Origin of the sequence: Arthrobacter sp. UKPF54-2 (assembly GCF_007858535.1) — a bacterium.
In the GTDB taxonomy this organism is placed as follows: Bacteria; Actinomycetota; Actinomycetes; order Actinomycetales; family Micrococcaceae; genus Arthrobacter.
In genome coordinates this window covers 308637-323882 of record NZ_CP040174.1, presented here as the reverse complement: position 1 = coordinate 323882, position 15246 = coordinate 308637, and the positions used below count along the sequence as shown (strand labels likewise).

At 68.2% G+C, this 15246-nt stretch carries 13 protein-coding genes; 4 read left to right on the top strand and 9 right to left on the bottom strand.

Annotated features, from left to right (window positions below; all coding sequences use genetic code 11):
• Positions 1–10: 10 nt before the first annotated feature.
• The 3 genes from E7Y32_RS01395 to E7Y32_RS01385 form a co-directional block, all read right to left on the bottom strand.
• On the bottom strand, positions 11–268 hold the full coding sequence (locus E7Y32_RS01395) for a hypothetical protein (protein WP_146335483.1): 258 nt from the start codon (positions 266–268) through the stop codon (positions 11–13).
• On the bottom strand, positions 261–1697 hold the full coding sequence (locus E7Y32_RS01390) for a flotillin family protein (protein WP_146335482.1): 1437 nt from the start codon (positions 1695–1697) through the stop codon (positions 261–263). Before E7Y32_RS01390 ends, E7Y32_RS01395 begins: the two co-directional genes overlap by 8 nt.
• 218 nt (positions 1698–1915) lie before the next feature.
• Entirely contained in the window at positions 1916–2383 is a 468-nt protein-coding gene (locus tag E7Y32_RS01385; RefSeq protein ID WP_146335481.1) for a DUF4383 domain-containing protein, read from the bottom strand.
• Between the two features lie 155 nt (positions 2384–2538).
• Between E7Y32_RS01385 and E7Y32_RS01380 the strand changes: the two genes are divergently transcribed.
• Positions 2539–3861, top strand: a complete 1323-nt coding sequence (locus tag E7Y32_RS01380) for a DUF6350 family protein (protein WP_146335480.1) — start codon at positions 2539–2541, stop codon at positions 3859–3861.
• Between the two features lie 29 nt (positions 3862–3890).
• Here the strand turns inward: E7Y32_RS01380 and E7Y32_RS01375 are convergent, their stop codons facing one another.
• A complete protein-coding gene (locus tag E7Y32_RS01375; protein ID WP_146335479.1) occupies positions 3891–4322 on the bottom strand; it encodes a hypothetical protein in 432 nt (143 codons plus the stop codon).
• Between the two features lie 39 nt (positions 4323–4361).
• Between E7Y32_RS01375 and purN the strand changes: the two genes are divergently transcribed.
• Positions 4362–4955 carry a phosphoribosylglycinamide formyltransferase gene (gene purN / locus E7Y32_RS01370; protein ID WP_146335478.1) on the top strand — a complete coding sequence of 198 codons (594 nt, stop codon included), beginning with the start codon at positions 4362–4364 and terminating at the stop codon, positions 4953–4955.
• Positions 4956–5085: 130 nt separating this feature from the next.
• Here purN and E7Y32_RS01365 read toward each other — a convergent pair whose 3' ends face one another.
• Positions 5086–6438: an MFS transporter gene (locus tag E7Y32_RS01365; protein ID WP_146335477.1), complete on the bottom strand. Its 1353-nt coding sequence runs from the start codon at positions 6436–6438 to the stop codon at positions 5086–5088.
• Between the two features lie 161 nt (positions 6439–6599).
• Between E7Y32_RS01365 and purH the strand changes: the two genes are divergently transcribed.
• Positions 6600–8285, top strand: a complete 1686-nt coding sequence (gene purH / locus E7Y32_RS01360) for a bifunctional phosphoribosylaminoimidazolecarboxamide formyltransferase/IMP cyclohydrolase (RefSeq protein ID WP_146335476.1) — start codon at positions 6600–6602, stop codon at positions 8283–8285.
• An 820-nt stretch (positions 8286–9105) separates the two neighbouring features.
• On the opposite strand, the gene E7Y32_RS01355 is transcribed toward purH, so the two are convergent.
• Positions 9106–10083, bottom strand: a complete 978-nt coding sequence (locus E7Y32_RS01355) for a serine protease (RefSeq protein ID WP_146335475.1) — start codon at positions 10081–10083, stop codon at positions 9106–9108.
• Positions 10084–10345: 262 nt separating this feature from the next.
• On the opposite strand from E7Y32_RS01355, the gene E7Y32_RS01350 reads away from it, so the two are divergent.
• Entirely contained in the window at positions 10346–12565 is a 2220-nt protein-coding gene (locus E7Y32_RS01350) for an NADP-dependent isocitrate dehydrogenase (protein WP_146335474.1), read from the top strand.
• A 116-nt stretch (positions 12566–12681) separates the two neighbouring features.
• Here the strand turns inward: E7Y32_RS01350 and E7Y32_RS01345 are convergent, their stop codons facing one another.
• The 3 genes from E7Y32_RS01345 to E7Y32_RS01335 all read right to left on the bottom strand — a co-directional run bounded on the left by E7Y32_RS01345 (position 12682) and on the right by E7Y32_RS01335 (position 15178).
• Positions 12682–13296, bottom strand: a complete 615-nt coding sequence (locus E7Y32_RS01345) for an SRPBCC family protein (protein ID WP_146335473.1) — start codon at positions 13294–13296, stop codon at positions 12682–12684.
• Positions 13297–13391: 95 nt separating this feature from the next.
• Complete coding sequence (locus E7Y32_RS16210) at positions 13392–13892, bottom strand: mucin-associated surface protein (protein ID WP_261382500.1); 501 nt, start codon at positions 13890–13892, stop codon at positions 13392–13394.
• Entirely contained in the window at positions 13889–15178 is a 1290-nt protein-coding gene (locus tag E7Y32_RS01335) for a serine/threonine-protein kinase (protein WP_146335471.1), read from the bottom strand. Before E7Y32_RS01335 ends, E7Y32_RS16210 begins: the two co-directional genes overlap by 4 nt.
• Between the last annotated feature and the right edge of the window lie 68 nt (positions 15179–15246).

The following is a 15246-nucleotide window of genomic DNA, read 5'->3' as shown; positions in this document are numbered from 1 at the left end:
GGCGGTCGCCTCAGCGGCGCGGTTCGGTTGGTTCGTGCCGGAGCACGTCCGGGAGCTCGTCCACGTAGACCGTTTGGGGCGGCTCGTAGTAAATCACCAGCACCTCGTCCCCGACGGCGAAGATGCTCGTTTTGTCGAAGGGGTGGGCGTGGAACGCGCTCGTGCCGCCGCGGAACGGCAGCATCACCTCCCCGATGGTGCCGGGGCCCACCCGTCCCGTGACCCGGCCGATCCTGCCGGTCAGGCTGCGGTCGACGTTCCTAGGCATCCGGGGCTTTCGGCGGCTGTTTGGCTGCCTGCCGGCCGTCCTTGAGGGCCGTCCGCAGCGCCGGCAGGTAATCGCCGACCTGGGCCAGGATGCCGCCGATCATCCGGTTGATGCCTTCCCCGCCGTTGAGGACGGTGAGCTGGCCGACGTGGGCAAACGGCTCGGCGGCGGCTGCGATGATGGCGGGCATGTTCTCGGCCAGCTGCTGCGAGATGACCGCGTCCTGGTTGGTGCCGAGGGCTTCGCCGCGGGCCTTGATGCCTTCGGCTTCGGCCAGCGCCTTGGCCTTGATCGACGACGCCGTCGCGTCGCCGCGCGCCTTGGTGGCGGCGGCTTCCGCTTCGCCGGTGACGCGGGTGGCCCCGGCGGCGGCCGCGGCTGCCGTGGCGTTGGCCTGCGCCTGGAGCTCGGTGCGCCGGGCGTTGACCTGTGCCTCCAGTTCGGTGCGGCGGGCCAGGGCCTCCGCCGCGCTGATGTCAGCGGATTTCTGGCCCTCGGCCTCGGTGCGCTTGGCGTAGGCCTTGGCGTCCGCGGGTTTGCGGATGGTGGTCTGGAGCTTTTGTTCCTCGCGGTCCGCTTCGAGCTTGGCGACCTCGGTTTCCTGCACCACCACCTGCTGGCGCGCGGTCGCCTCCGCCAGCGGGCCGGCCTGGGCGGCGTTGGCACGGGCCCGCTCCGCGTTGGCCTGTGCCTCCGACTGCTTGATCGCGGACAGGCTCTGGGCGTCGGCGATTTGCGCGGCCGCCTCCGCCTCCCGTTCGGCCGCCTCCCGGTTGCGCGTGGCTTCGGCGATCCGGGCCTCCATCTTCACCTGCGCGATGTGCGGCTTGGCGATGTTCTGGATGTAGCCGGTGGGGTCCTGGAGGTCCTTGATCTGGAGCGAGTCGACCACCAGGCCCAGCTTCTCCATCTCCACCCCGCTCGCGCTGCGCACCTGCGAGCCGAGCTTGTCGCGCTCGCGGATGATTTCCTCCACGGTCATGCTGCCGATGATGGATCGCAGGTGCCCCTCGAAGACGTTGTAGACCTGGCTCTGCATCTTCGGCTGCTGGCCGAGGAACCGGCGTGCGGCATTGGCGATGAAGGGCGGCGCGTCCCCGATCTTGTAGATCACCACGCCCTCCACGATCACCTGGATGCCCTGCGACGTCACGCAGGAGACCTTCAGCTCGGTCTCGTTCAGGGTCAGGGACAGGGTCCGCACGGTTTGGAGGCCGGGAAACACGAGCGCGCCCTTGCCGGTGACGATCTTGAAGTCCATGCCGTCCCTGGTCTCCAGCGTCCCGCGGGTGAGGCCGGAAATGATCAGGGCCTCGTTTGGTTCAGCCACCTTCCACATCAGCTTGATCGCCACCCAGACAACCGCGACGGCGAGCAGCGCCCCGGCAAGGATCGCGAGGAGCGGGATAAAGGCTGAGAAATCCGGCATGGAAAACCTTTCAGGTCGGTGCGTCAGGCCAGTCTGGGGTGCCGCCGTCGAATAAGTCCAGCATTTGGCGCAAAGCACTTCCGGCGGACGCTGGCAAAAAAGAGAAAGCTGGTGCGGACGCCTGAGAAATCTCGCGGCGTCCGCACCAGCAGGTAGTACGAATTATTGGATTGCTATGAAACGGTCCTCATTCGCGGCTCCCTTTTCCCGGTGTTCGCTTACCGGGTTTGTGCGTCATCGGCCAGATGCCTCGAGAGCAGCCAGCCGGCGCCAATCATTGCCACGCCCAGCACCATGTGGGTCCAGTTGTCCATGGTGTTGAACGAAAGGAAATTGGCCGCCGACCCTACGCCGACGATCAGCCCGTACACGCTGAAGATGATGTACAGCAGGCCGAAGCCCATAAGGAAGTTCCTAGCTCCCATGCCGTTGCGGGACATGGTCAGGCCGGTGGCGCCGATGGCCAGCTGGACGATGTTCAGCAGCATGGACACTTGGAACAGGCTGAGGAACATGGCCCTGGAATCGGGTCCGAAGAACCTCAGTTCGCTGTACTGCGTGGTGATGCCCGGGATGAACCCCAGGACGCCCACGACAATTAGGACAATACCCACACCCATGCCGACGTTTTGGACATCTGTCCGTCCGAAATGTACGCCGTGCGCATGTGGAGATGCGGTAGTCATTTTCTGCCTCCAACCAGTGATTGCGGACACTTTAAATTTTACGGCGGGGTAGCGGAAAAAGCGCCGTCGCGGTCCTGCTCGCCGGCGCGAAAATACGCGCGTCAAAGCCTGTCGGAACGCCGGTCGCGGCCCCGCCCGTGGGACGATGGACCACGATGAAACTGCGCGCTGATCAGACCGGGGACCGTGGCCTTCCGATGCCTTTGTGGCTGCAGGGGGCGCTCGAGTCCGCGCAGGCGGCCGTGATCTCCGCGCTCGCCGTGGTTGCACCCATCGTCGCGGTCTGGGCCACGTTCGGGTTCCGGGACAGCGGCTTTGAATTCCTCGCCCGGCTGGCGGGCCAGGCCTGGCTGGTGATCCACGGGGTGCCCCTGCTGCTGGACCCCGTCGGCGACGGCGCCGCGGCCCAACCCGAATCCGGTGTCCTTTGGCTGATCCCGCTGGGCCTCACACTGATCCCGTTCCTGCTCGCCTGGCGCGCCGGCCGGAGGCTGGCCCGGGCCTCATACACCGACCAGCTCTGGCAGGCGCTGCTCGGTTCCTGGCTGATTTACGGCGCCTTCGGGTTCGCCACCGGCTTCGTCTGCCGCACCGCCGAGGTGGGCGTCAGCCTCTGGTACGCCTCGATTGTGCCGCTGGTCCCATTCGCCCTCGGCATGGTGATCGGGGCCCGGCGCGAAGCCGGCTCCTGGAGCCGGCTGATCGGCGTCGACGCCGTCGCGTGGCTCTCCCGCACCAGCCAGCACTCGCGCTGGGCCGGCTCCTACCTCGGCTCCGTGCTTAAGGCCGGCTTCGTGGCCGTCATGGCCAGCCTGGCGATGGCCACCGCGCTGCTCGCCGTGGACCTGCTTATCCACTGGAACCTCGTCATCGCCGTCTACGAGGCGCTCGACGCCGGCCCGGTGGGCGGTGCCGCCCTCACCATCGCGCAGCTCGGCTACCTGCCCAACCTGGCCGTGTTCGCGCTCGCCTGGACCTCGGGCTCGGGGTTCGCGCTCGGCGTCGGCTCCCACGCGGGGCCGCTGGCCACCGCCGTCGGGCCGCTCCCCTCCATTCCGGTGTTCGCTGCGCTGCCCTCCGGGGCACTAGAGTACGGGTTCGTGGCCCTGGTGGTTCCGGCCCTGGCCGGCGTGCTGGCGGGCTGGTGGTTCCTGCGCGAAGGCGAAAACCACTTCGATGAATGGCTCTCCATTAAGGTCAAGGCGCGCTGGTTCACGGCCACCGTTTCCACCCTTGTCCTGGCGGCCATGACCGGCGCCGTGGCGGGGCTGCTCGCGGCGGCGCTGGCCTGGCTGGCCCGGGGTTCAGCCGGCATTGGCCGGCTCACGGACATCGGCCCGGACCCGACGATGACAGCGCTGTTCGTCGCGTTGGAAACCGGCGTCGGCGTCGTGATCGGCTACGCGGCGGGGCCGTGGCTGGAGCGCCGGCAACGGCTGCATGAAGCCGACCTCGAGCTGGCCGCCGAAGCCGACTGATCCGGTTCCGGCCCGCGGTTCCGGCGGCGTCAACGCAGCTGGGTGGGCATCGACTTCTCCAGCTCCGTCCGGCAGGCGGAGGCCGCCTGCTGGGTCAGGGCGTGCCGGGCACATTGCTGGTAATCCCGGATCTGGTTGAAGAAGACCGCGGAAACCGTGACCATCAGGGCCATCACCAAGGCGACCACCAAGCCGGAGATGGTCCCGAACAGCACCAGGCGCGATTCCCGGAGCTTCGTCGCTCGGACCAGCAACAGGACGCCGAGCACGAGGGAAGCAACGGTGAGGATCCCGGCGAGCCACAGGTAGTTGACGTCCAGCTGGAACACGAAGAACGATCCGAGCACCGTCACGATGAACATGCGGAACAGGTTGTGCGTCCTGAGCAGCGACGCTTTGGCCGCCTCGCTCCGCGGATTCTGGCCCCGCGGGCTCTCGCCGGGGACGTGCGGTGAATTCATGGTTTCCAGCGTACGCGAGCGGCCCCATAAGCTAAGGCAATGCGCATTGTTGTCCTCGTCTCCGGCACCGGCTCCAACCTCCAGGCGGTCATCGATGCCGTCCAGGCCGGCGAGCTGGACGTGGAGCTCGCCGCCGTGGGGGCCGACCGCGCCGGAACCTACGGGGTGGAGCGCTCCGCGGCGGCCGGCATTCCGACGTTCGTGGTGGACTTCCAGGCCTACCCGGACCGGGCGGCCTGGAACGCCGCGCTCACCGAAGCCGTGGCCGCGTACCGGCCCGACGTCGTTGTGTCCTCCGGCTTTATGCGCATTGTCAGCGCGGACTTCATCGACGCATTCGGCGGCAAGTACCTGAACACCCATCCGGCCCTGCTGCCCGCTTTCCCCGGTGCGCACGGCGTCCGCGACGCCCTGGCCTACGGCGTGAAAGTCACGGGGTGCACCGTGCACTGGGCCGACGCGGGCGTGGACACCGGGCCGATCATCGCCCAGGAGGCGGTGACCGTGGCCGACGGCGACACCGAGGAAACGCTGCACGAGCGGATCAAAACGGTGGAGCGGCGGCTGCTGGTTTCGACCCTCAAGTCCCTCGCCGCCGCGGCGCCCGCTGCGCCCGCTGCGCCGGCCAACTAACGCGCAGGACAGTAGGCCGGATCGCCGGAATGCCCTATCACTTTTGGCTGCTTCTGAGCCCTCAGAGCAACCAAAAGTGCTAGGGCATTCCGGCGACCTGGGCCGGCGGCGGAGCGTCAGAGAGGGGAAGCTACGCCAGGCGGCGCTGCTTGGTTTCCGGGGCGAAGAAGGCCATCCACAGCACCGAGACCAGCACCAGGGCCCCTGCCAGCGCGAACGACGTCGCCAGCCCCCGTTCGGGCCACAGGAAGGCGGCGAAGATCAGCGGCCCGAACCCGGCGCCCAGGCGGGAAAACGTCGACGCCCAACCGAAGCCGGAGCCGCGCAACTCGGTCGGGTACAGCTCCGAGACGTAGGCGTAGAGCACCGGGATGGCCACCTGGACCACAAAGCCGAAAACCAGCAGCCAGAACACGGCCGCCGTCGGAATGTCCACCACGACGGCCACAATCACCAGCGTCAGGGCGGACAGCGGGCCGGTAATGGCAAGGATCCACTTGCGGCCGGTGCGTTCCACCAGCAGCGCGGCGACCACCACGCCCAGCAGGCCGACGGCGGCCATCGACGCCGTGGTGAGGAAGGCCTTGTACTCCTCGAAGCCGGCGCCGATCAGGATCCGCGGCATCCAAGTCAGCGACAGGTAATAGACCAGCAGGATCGAGAAGAACAGGGCCCAGGCCGCCGTCGTGATCTTCCAGTTGAACTGCCAGAGCGCGCGGAGCTGGGTCCAGGCGCTGCCGGCGGAGAGCCGGGGTGCGTCCTGGGGTGCGGGCAGGCTGTAGACCCGGGCTTCGGCGCCGGTGGCCGCTACCAGGTCGTCAATCACCCGGGCGGCTTCCTCGCGGCGGCCCTTGCGGATCAGGAACAGCGGCGACTCCGGAACACTGCGGCGGACCCAGAACACCAGCAGCGCGGGCAGCACCATGATCAGCATGGTCAGCCGCCAGTCCGCGAAGGCCGCCACCAGCCCCGCCGAAACGAAGCCGCAGAGCGCGGCGCCGATCGGCCACCAGCCGTCCATGGCGGTGAGGACCTTGCCGCGCTGCTTGCGGGGCGTGAACTCGCCTACCAGCGCGTAGTCCACCGGAATGCACCCACCCAGGCCGAAGCCGGCCAGGAACCGGAACGCCACGAACCAGGAGAAGTCGGGGGAGAGGGCGCCGAGCACCGTAAAGACCGAAAAGATCAGCAAGGTGGCGGTGAAGGCCTTCTTGCGGCCGATGGTGTCCGCGATGGTGCCCCAGACGAAGGCGCCCAGGGCCATGCCGATCAGGTTCGCGGTGCCGATCCAGGCGGCGTCGCCCGGGCCCAGCGACCAGTGCTTGGACAGCAACGGAATGAGGATGCCGTTGAGCGTGACGTCCCAAGCATCGAACATAAAGCCCAGGCCGCCGATCAGGAAGATCCGGCCCTGGACCTTCCACCGCCACGGCAGTTCCTGGACCACCTGTTCGCCGCTGGGCACAGTGGTGTACGTATTCATCTTGGCCTCCTGGGAAAACTCTACGTCCCGCGGCGCACCCGCGGTGCTGCTTCACACTTGGGCGCGCGGACGTCCCGGCGGACGGCAGGGAGGCCGGACGCGATAAACTGGCCGCATCCCCACCACCCGCGGCCCCGCCGCGATATAAGACGGAGACTTTTGTGAGCTTTACGCAGCTTGAACGTGTATCCATCGACCGAGTTCCCATCCGCCGGGCCCTCATTTCGGTCTACGACAAGACCGGTCTGGAGGAACTCGCGAAGGGCCTGCACGAAGCCGGCGTCAAGATCGTCTCCACGGGCTCCACCGCCAAGAAGATCGCCGCCGCCGGGATCCCGGTGCAGGAAGTCGAGGAAGTCACCGGCTCCCCGGAAATGCTGGACGGCCGCGTCAAGACCCTGCACCCGCGTGTGCACGGCGGCATCCTCGCCGACCGCCGGGTCCCGGACCACATGAAGACCCTCGAGGACATGGACATCGAGCCCTTCGACCTCGTGGTCGTGAATCTCTACCCGTTCGTGGAGACGGTGAAGTCCGGCGCCGCGCAGGACGACGTCGTCGAGCAGATCGACATCGGCGGCCCCGCGATGGTTCGCTCCGCCGCGAAGAACCACGCCGCCGTCGCGATTGTGGTGGACCCGGCCTCCTACGGTTCCGTGGTGGAGGCGGCCTCCTCCGGGGGGTTCGACCTGAAGACCCGGCGCCGGCTCGCCGCCAAGGCGTTCGCGCACACCGCGTCCTACGACACCGCCGTGGCCACCTGGACCGCCAGCCAGTTCCTCGACGAGGACGGCGACGGCGTGATCGATTGGCCCGCCTACGCCGGCCTGGCCCTGGAGCGCTCCGAGGTGCTGCGCTACGGCGAAAACCCGCACCAGCAGGCTGCCCTCTACGTGGACAAGGCCGCCCCGGCCGGCATCGCCCAGGCCGACCAGCTGCACGGCAAGGCGATGAGCTACAACAACTTCGTCGACGCCGACGCCGCCCTGCGCGCCGCGTTCGACTTCGCCGAGCCCGCCGTTGCGATCATCAAGCACGCCAACCCCTGCGGCGTGGCCGTGGGCTCCGCCGACGCGGCGGACCCGATCGCCGACGCCCACGCCAAGGCCCACGCCTGCGACCCGGTCTCCGCGTTCGGCGGCGTGATCGCGGCCAACCGCCCCGTCACCGCCGGCATGGCCCGGACCGTCGCCGGCATCTTCACCGAGGTGGTCATCGCCCCCGGCTTCGAGGACGAGGCCGTGGAAATCCTGTCCAAGAAGAAGAACATCCGCCTGCTGACGCTGCCCGAAGGCTACGGCCGCTACCCGACCGAATTCCGCCAGGTCTCGGGCGGCATGCTGGTCCAGGCCACGGACAAGGTGGACGCCGAGGGCGACAACCCGGCCAACTGGACGCTCGCTGCGGGCGAGGCCGCCGACGAGGCCACCCTGGCGGACCTCGCCTTCGCCTGGACCGCGTGCCGCGCAGCCAAGTCCAACGCGATCCTGCTGGCCGCGGATGGGGCCGCCGTGGGCATCGGCATGGGCCAGGTCAACCGGCTCGACTCCTGCCGGCTCGCCGTCGAGCGCGCCAACACCCTGGGCGTCACCGTGGAGTCCGACGTCGACGGTGCCGGCGGGGCGTCCAACGCTGATTCAACCGGGGCGCCGGAACGTGCCCGCGGCGCCGTGGCGGCCTCGGACGCGTTCTTCCCGTTCGCCGACGGCCTGCAGATCCTGATCGACGCTGGGGTCCGCGCCGTCGTGCAGCCTGGTGGATCCGTCCGCGACGAGGAGGTCATCGCCGCCGCCAACGCCGCCGGGATCACGATGTACTTCACCGGGGCACGGCACTTCTTCCACTAGGTCCACCAAGGGACGCGCTCCGCGGCAGTCACCAAGAATGGACATGCCCTTCCTGTCCGGACGGGCATGTCCTTTTTTGTCCCGACCTGCGGTGACCTCGGGTGCCGATTCTTGGTCACTTAGGGTGCCGAGTAGGCCGGGGCGGCGGCTCCAACGGACATGCCCATTCTTCGAGACGAGGGCTGGGCATGCCTTTCAGCGCTGACGGACATGCCCGTTCTTCGTGCCCGGGAGTGGGCGTGCGCTTCAAGACGGACGGACATGCCCGTTCTTCGTGCCCGGGAGTGGACATATGTGGATTATGTCCAATGGCCGCCGCGAGCAATGTGCATGTCCGGCGAGTGGACAAATGGGCCAGCCCGCAGCCTAGACCAGGAAATGCTCCGGCGCTTCAAAGCCGACGGGCATGCCCATTCTTCGAGGCCGGGAATGGGCATATGCAGCTTATGCCCCTCGGCTGGCCCGGACGAGGGGCATGTCCGGTGCAGGGCCCCAGCGATGGGCATGTCCATCCTCCGAACCAGGAATCAGGAACCAGCAACCAAGCCCAGCAACCGGGCCCCAGCGATGGGCATGTCCATCCTCCCGACCAGGGATCAGGAACCAGCAACCAAGCCCAGCAACCGGGCCCCAGCGATGGGCATGTCCATCCTCCCGACCAGGGATCAGGAACCAGCAACAAGGGCCCAGCAACCAGCAGCTCACACGCCCCGCGCCCACAGCAACGCGGGGTCACTGCGCCGCCCTGTCGAGGGGGATGGGCGGCCAGTGACCCCGCGTTGCTTTTTCCTTTCTGGGTGCGGGTTTCTCGGGACTAGGTTTAGGAAGCTGCGGCGGTCGTGTAGGCCTGCTGGATGACCGAACCCCAGTACGGGCCGTACATCACGGTGGAGCGGGTGCCGTAGCCGTAGCTGTTGATGGAGTTCTGGTAGCCGGAGGAGCTGGTGCCAATGAACCAGGGCCCGCCGGAGGACCCGCCGGTCATGTCGCAGGGGATGCCCTGGGCGTTGAACTGCGGGTTGTTCGGGTCGTTGGAGGCCGGGCCGGTGCAGCTCACCAGGGACTGGCCGTCGAACGGTGACGCGGCCGGGTAGCCGTAGGACTTGTAGGTCAGGCCCCGTGCTGCGTTGAACTGGACGCCGGAGGATCCGACGACGTCGGACAGGTTCTGCCCGTTCAGCGGGGAGACGACGGCGAAGCCCGTGTCGTACTGCATGTCACCGGTCGAGCTCCACTGCGGCGTGGTGTAGAGAGCCTTGGCCGCCCATTTGCCGTACGGGGCGGCGCCGTTGAGGTAGGCCGGGACGAAGACGAAGTTCGTGGCAAACGCCCCGGGGCCCTCATTGACGCAGTGGCCGGCGGTCGAGACGGTGCTCTTGTTGCTTGCCGTCACAGAGTTGCCGGAGCAGACGTAGTTGCTGCCGCCCATGGTGAAGAACACCTTGCCGATGTTGGCGACCGGCGACTCGTCAGCGTGCAGGGTGGTCTTGCCCCGCGCGGCCTTGCCGGAGATCTGCGTGCTGGAGCCCTTCTCCACGGTGGCCGCGGAGGACTTGTTGCCGCGGGCCAGCGCCTTGTTCGCCAAGACATCGCCCGGGATCGCCGACTTCATGCGCTCGGGCGTCCAGTACTCAGCGGCCTGGGCGCCGTCGACGGACTGGCTGGCCACCAGCGGGGTATCCCTGTCCTGTGCAGCGGGGGCCGGTGTGGCCGACGCCGTGCCGGCCGCGCAGACCGCAAGGAGTGCGGCGGCGGAGAGGCTAAGGAGGCTGGTGGCCAGAGTCTTGGGTGTTCTCATGGGTGTCCTAACCGGGAGGAATACGGGGCGGTCAGCCGGGGCCGGCCGCGGTGATGGGTTAGAAGCTACGGCAGTGTGACGAGCGAGTAAAGCGATTTGTCAATATTTGTCACGCAAGATTTCCGCAACCTTGCCGCGGTTCCCTCTGTCACGCGGGCCCGGCCGCCCGTCCCGGATAGGCGCCGATGCGGCCACCTCGGGTAAGTTAGAGCCGTTGAGATAACAAAAGATTTCCGCAGACTTTCAGGGAGACGCCCGAGCAATGGCCAAGATTATCTATACCCACACCGACGAAGCGCCGATGCTGGCCACCTATTCGTTCTTGCCGATCATCGAGGCGTTCGCTTCGACGGCCGGTGTGGAAGTGGAGACCCGCGACATTTCGCTAGCCGGCCGCATCATCGCCGTCTTCGGCGACTACCTCACCGAAGAACAGCGCGTCAGCGATGCCCTGGCGGAACTAGGCGAGCTCGCCAAGACGCCCGAGGCGAACATCATTAAGCTGCCCAACATCAGTGCCTCCGTGCCGCAGCTGAAGGCCGCCATTGCCGAACTGCAGGGCCAGGGCTACGCGCTGCCGGACTACCCGGACAACCCCGCCTCGGATGAGGAGACGGACATCCGCTCCCGCTACGACAAGATCAAGGGCTCCGCCGTAAACCCGGTGCTCCGCGAGGGCAACTCCGACCGCCGCGCGCCGCTCTCGGTCAAGAACTACGCCCGCCAGAACCCGCACAGCATGGGCGCCTGGACCCCGGAGTCCAAGACCAACGTGGCCCACATGGATTCCGACGACTTCCGCTCCAACGAGAAGTCCGTGGTGATCGAGGCCGACACGAACCTCAAGATCCAGCTGGTCAAGGAAGACGGCACGGTCAAGGTCCTCAAGCGCGCCTTCCCCGTGCTCGCCGGCGAGGTCATCGACGGCACCGTGATGCGCGCCGCCGCCCTGGATTCCTTCCTCGCCGCCCAGGTCGCCCGCGCCAAGGAAGAGGGTGTGCTCTTCTCCGCGCACCTGAAGGCCACCATGATGAAGGTCTCCGACCCGATCATCTTCGGCCACGTCGTCAAGGCCTACTTCTCCGAGCTCTTCGCCACCTACGGCGAGCAGATCGCCGCAGCGGGCTTGAGCCCCAACAACGGCCTGGCCTCCATCCTCAACGGCCTTGAAGACCTGCCCGAGGAAATCCGCGGCGACGTCGAGGCAGCCATCCAGAAGGGCCTCAACGACGGCCCCGAGCTGGCCATGGTCGACTCGGACAAGGGCATCACCAACCTGCACGTGCCCTCCGACGTCATCGTCGACGCCTCCATGCCGGCCATGATCCGCAGCTCCGGCCACATGTGGGGCCGCGACGGCCAGGAAGCCGACACCCTCGCCGTCCTCCCGGACAGCAGCTACGCTGGCATCTACCAGGTCGTCATCGACGACTGCCGCGCCAACGGCGCCTTCGACCCGAGGACCATGGGCACCGTCCCGAACGTCGGCCTGATGGCGCAGGCGGCCGAGGAATACGGCAGCCACGACAAGACCTTTGAGATCCAGTCCGCCGGCACCGTCCAGGTGGTCGACGACGCCGGCACCGTCCTGATCGAGCACCAGGTCGCCCCGGGCGACATCTGGCGCGCCTGCCAGACCAAGGACGTGCCGATCCGCGATTGGGTCAAGCTGGCCGTCACCCGCGCCCGCGCTTCCGCCACCCCGGCCGTCTTCTGGCTGGACAAGAGCCGCGCGCACGACGCCCGGATGATCGCCAAGGTCGAGGAATACCTCAAGGACCACGACACCGAGGGCCTGCAGCTGGAAATCATGTCCCCGGATGAGGCCACGGCCTTCACCCTGGCACGCCTGCGCAAGGGCGAGGACACCATCTCGGTCACCGGCAACGTGCTCCGCGACTACCTCACGGACCTGTTCCCCATCCTCGAACTCGGCACCAGCGCCAAGATGCTTTCGATCGTCCCGCTGATCAACGGCGGCGGCCTGTTCGAGACCGGCGCCGGTGGCTCGGCCCCGAAGCACGTCCAGCAGCTGCTGAAGGAAAACCACCTGCGTTGGGACAGCCTGGGCGAGTTCCTGGCCCTGGCCGTGAGCTTCGAGCACCTCGCCACCTCCACGGGCAACGCCCGCGCGCAGGTCCTGGCCGACACCCTGGACCGCGCCACCGGCACGTTCCTGCTCGAGGACAAGTCCCCGAAGCGCAAGGCGGGCGAGCTGGACAACCGCGGCAGCCACTACTATCTCGCAAAGTTCTGGGCCGACGAGCTGGCACGCCAGAGCGACGACGCCGAGCTGGCCGCGGCCTTCGCCGCAGTCTCCGACGCGCTGGGTTCCAACGAGGAGACGATCGTCGGCGAGCTGCTGTCGGTGCAGGGCTCCCCGGTCGACATCGGCGGCTACTACCGTCCGGACGAAGCCAAGGTCTCCGCCGTGATGCGGCCCTCGGCCAAGTTCAGCGAAGTGCTCTCCCTGCTCGGCTAGTCCCCGCAGGACGAAGGGCGCACCGGATGTTCCCGGTGCGCCCTTCGGCGTTTAAGCGGCGGCGGCGGCGGCGGTCTAAGCGGCCCGCGTCGTAGCCGGCGGCGTGTTGGCCCGCGTCAGCGGTCGGAAGCCCGGCGGTCCCGTCGTTCGGCGGTGACGGCGTCGAAGGCCGGCTCGGTGGCCATGTCCGGATCGGTGTTCAGCGACGCGCCGGGGCCGACGACGTCGTAGCCGGTGTCCGTCAGCAGCGGCGCCGCGGGCACCTGCCCGTCCACCTCCGCGTTGCTCACGCGCTCGCGCCAGACCCCCGTTTCGAAGTCGCGGCCCTCGATGAAAGTCTTGAACCGCTGCAGGTCCGCCCCGACCTGCCGGGAGTCGAGGCCCACCGCCGCGCCGATCTTTTCAGCCGCGGAGCCCGGCTCCCAGCTGAGTTCGACGTCGACCCGGGTTTCCGCCGGCCCAAGCTCCGAGAACCGCACCGTCCCGGCGTTGCGGGGGCGGTCGAGGCTCTCCCATGACACTTGCCGGTCGGGGTCCTGGCTGGTGATCCGGGCGTCGTAGTCGCGTTTGACTCCACCGACGCTGGTCTGGAAGTGGACGGTGGTGTCATCGAGTTGCCGGACGGCGTCGACCCCGCTCATAAAGAGCGGGAACTCTTCGAACTGGGTCCACTGGTTGTAGGCCTGGCTCAGGGGAACGTTCACATTGATGGATTCCTGGACTGTTGCCATGCTTGCTTCACTCCTTCAGTCGGCGGGCCGTCAGGCCAATTTTGGCCTGACTGACCAAGCTAGCCGGAACCGGCCTGCAGGGAAAGCGGATGCGGCTAGTCGCCTTTGCCCTTGCCCTTCGCCTTGCTTTTCTCGGCCGGGGCAGGAGCCGGTGCCTGCGCCGCCTGGGCCGCGGCCGCCTGGTCTGCTGCCGCCTTCGCCGCGGCTTCCTGGGCAGCGGCCTGGGCTGCCGCGGCGGCCTTCGCGGCCTCGGCCGCAGCCGCCTGCTGTTGTGCCACCTTGGCGTTGAGGTCGGTGCGGACAGCATCGACGGAGGCCTTGATGCTCTGGTGCCGCTTGAAGGACACCTTTCCGTCCGCCGCGGCCGCGTCGAGCTTGGTCATCAGATCGTCCAGCGCCTTGAGCGCGCCGGGGGAGTCCTCGGCGGCCGCGGCCTCGGTGACGGCGAGGACCTGGGACTGAAGCTGCGTTGCTGCCGCGCCGTCCAGTTCGGGCGCCGGCCCAGCACAGCCGGCGAGCAAGCCCGCGACCAGCAGGGCCGTCAGCAGGGGGCCGGCCAGGGCCGGGCTCCGGTGTCGTGTGTTGGTGCCGGTCATGGTTGCACACTCTTCTGCAGCTGTTTCAGGTGTTCGCCGAGGTCGCCGGTGACGGCCGGATAGGGAACGACGGCGGGCGCCGGCTTCGGTGCGGCGAGAATGGCGGTGGCGATCACGGCCGCCGCAAGCAGTGCGACCAGGGCCAGGACGACGGCGACCCTGGTCCTGGGCCGGGCGGCGCGGAACCCGGCGAGCCCGCGGGACAAGGCACCCCGGCCGCCTGGACGGCGAGCTGCCGGCACGTCGGGGGTGAGCGCGTATTGCGGGCGCGTGTGCGCCTCGACGCCGGGAACGGCGCCGGCCGCCTCCTGCGCTGCGATCCGGGCCGTGCTCGGTGCGGTTCCCGACCCCGTGTCCTGCGCCGAGCGCGGGGGCCTGGCCGGCGGTGCGGGCAGCACGCGGGTGCGGTCTTCGGCCAGCTGACCCGGCAGCGAGTCGGGGGAGATCAGCGCCTGCCGAAGCGCCGATTCCAGTTCGGCGGCCGCCGGGCGGTCCAGGGGGTCCAGTGCCGTCATTGCGCGGATGAGCGCGGCCCACTCCGCGGGAACGCTGTCCGGGATGACGGGCGCGCGGTGCAGCCGGGCCACCGCGGATTCGACGGCGCTGCCCGGGTATTCGACGGATCCCTTGATGCACTCCAGCAGCACGAGGCCGAGGGAGTAGATGTCGCTGGCCGGACCCATATCCGCGCCGCGCGCCTGCTCGGGGCTCAGGTAGGCCGCGGTTCCCACCATGGTTCCGGTGGCGGTGAGCCGGGTCCCGTCCACGATCCTGGCAATGCCGAAGTCGGTCAGCTTCGGCCGCAGCGGCTCGCCGGGCCGCACCTGAACCAGCAGGACATTGGCCGGCTTGATGTCGCGGTGGATGATGCCGAGGGAGTGGACGTAGGCGAGGGCATCCGCAAGCCCCGCTCCGATGACGGCAAGTTCGTCGAGCGGCACGGGGCTGTGCCGAATCCGGCTCCGGAGGTCCTGCCCCTCCACCAGTTCCATGGTCAGGAAGGGCCGCGGTTCCTCCGGAATCCGCGTGTCCGTGCCGGCGTCGAACAGCGTGACCAGGCTCGGGTGGTTCAACGTGGCCAGTAGTTCGATCTCGGCCTGCTGGCGCTTGAGCTCGTCGGCATCGGCGGACTGCGGAGCGAACAGCTTGAGCGCTACGTCGCGGCCCAGGTTCTCGTCCCGGGCCGAGTACACGGACGCCATGCCGCCCCGGCCCACCACTTCACCGAGCCGGTAGCGGCCGCTCAAAATCTCAGTCGTGACCTCGCTGGGCGAAGCGTCCACGATGTTACCCCGTCCCTCTCGTCGGCGCCGCGGTGGCGCCCCTAAAGAATAATACGGGTACGGGTATCGCG

Coding starts and splice junctions, on each gene's coding strand:
- E7Y32_RS01395 (WP_146335483.1), bottom strand. CDS start 268: ATGCCTAGGAACGTCGACCGCAGCCTGACCGGCAGGATCGGCCGGGTC.
- E7Y32_RS01390 (WP_146335482.1), bottom strand. CDS start 1,697: ATGCCGGATTTCTCAGCCTTTATCCCGCTCCTCGCGATCCTTGCCGGG.
- E7Y32_RS01385 (WP_146335481.1), bottom strand. CDS start 2,383: ATGACTACCGCATCTCCACATGCGCACGGCGTACATTTCGGACGGACA.
- E7Y32_RS01380 (WP_146335480.1), top strand. CDS start 2,539: ATGAAACTGCGCGCTGATCAGACCGGGGACCGTGGCCTTCCGATGCCT.
- E7Y32_RS01375 (WP_146335479.1), bottom strand. CDS start 4,322: ATGAATTCACCGCACGTCCCCGGCGAGAGCCCGCGGGGCCAGAATCCG.
- purN (WP_146335478.1), top strand. CDS start 4,362: ATGCGCATTGTTGTCCTCGTCTCCGGCACCGGCTCCAACCTCCAGGCG.
- E7Y32_RS01365 (WP_146335477.1), bottom strand. CDS start 6,438: ATGAATACGTACACCACTGTGCCCAGCGGCGAACAGGTGGTCCAGGAA.
- E7Y32_RS01355 (WP_146335475.1), bottom strand. CDS start 10,083: ATGAGAACACCCAAGACTCTGGCCACCAGCCTCCTTAGCCTCTCCGCC.
- E7Y32_RS01350 (WP_146335474.1), top strand. CDS start 10,346: ATGGCCAAGATTATCTATACCCACACCGACGAAGCGCCGATGCTGGCC.
- E7Y32_RS01345 (WP_146335473.1), bottom strand. CDS start 13,296: ATGGCAACAGTCCAGGAATCCATCAATGTGAACGTTCCCCTGAGCCAG.
- E7Y32_RS16210 (WP_261382500.1), bottom strand. CDS start 13,892: ATGACCGGCACCAACACACGACACCGGAGCCCGGCCCTGGCCGGCCCC.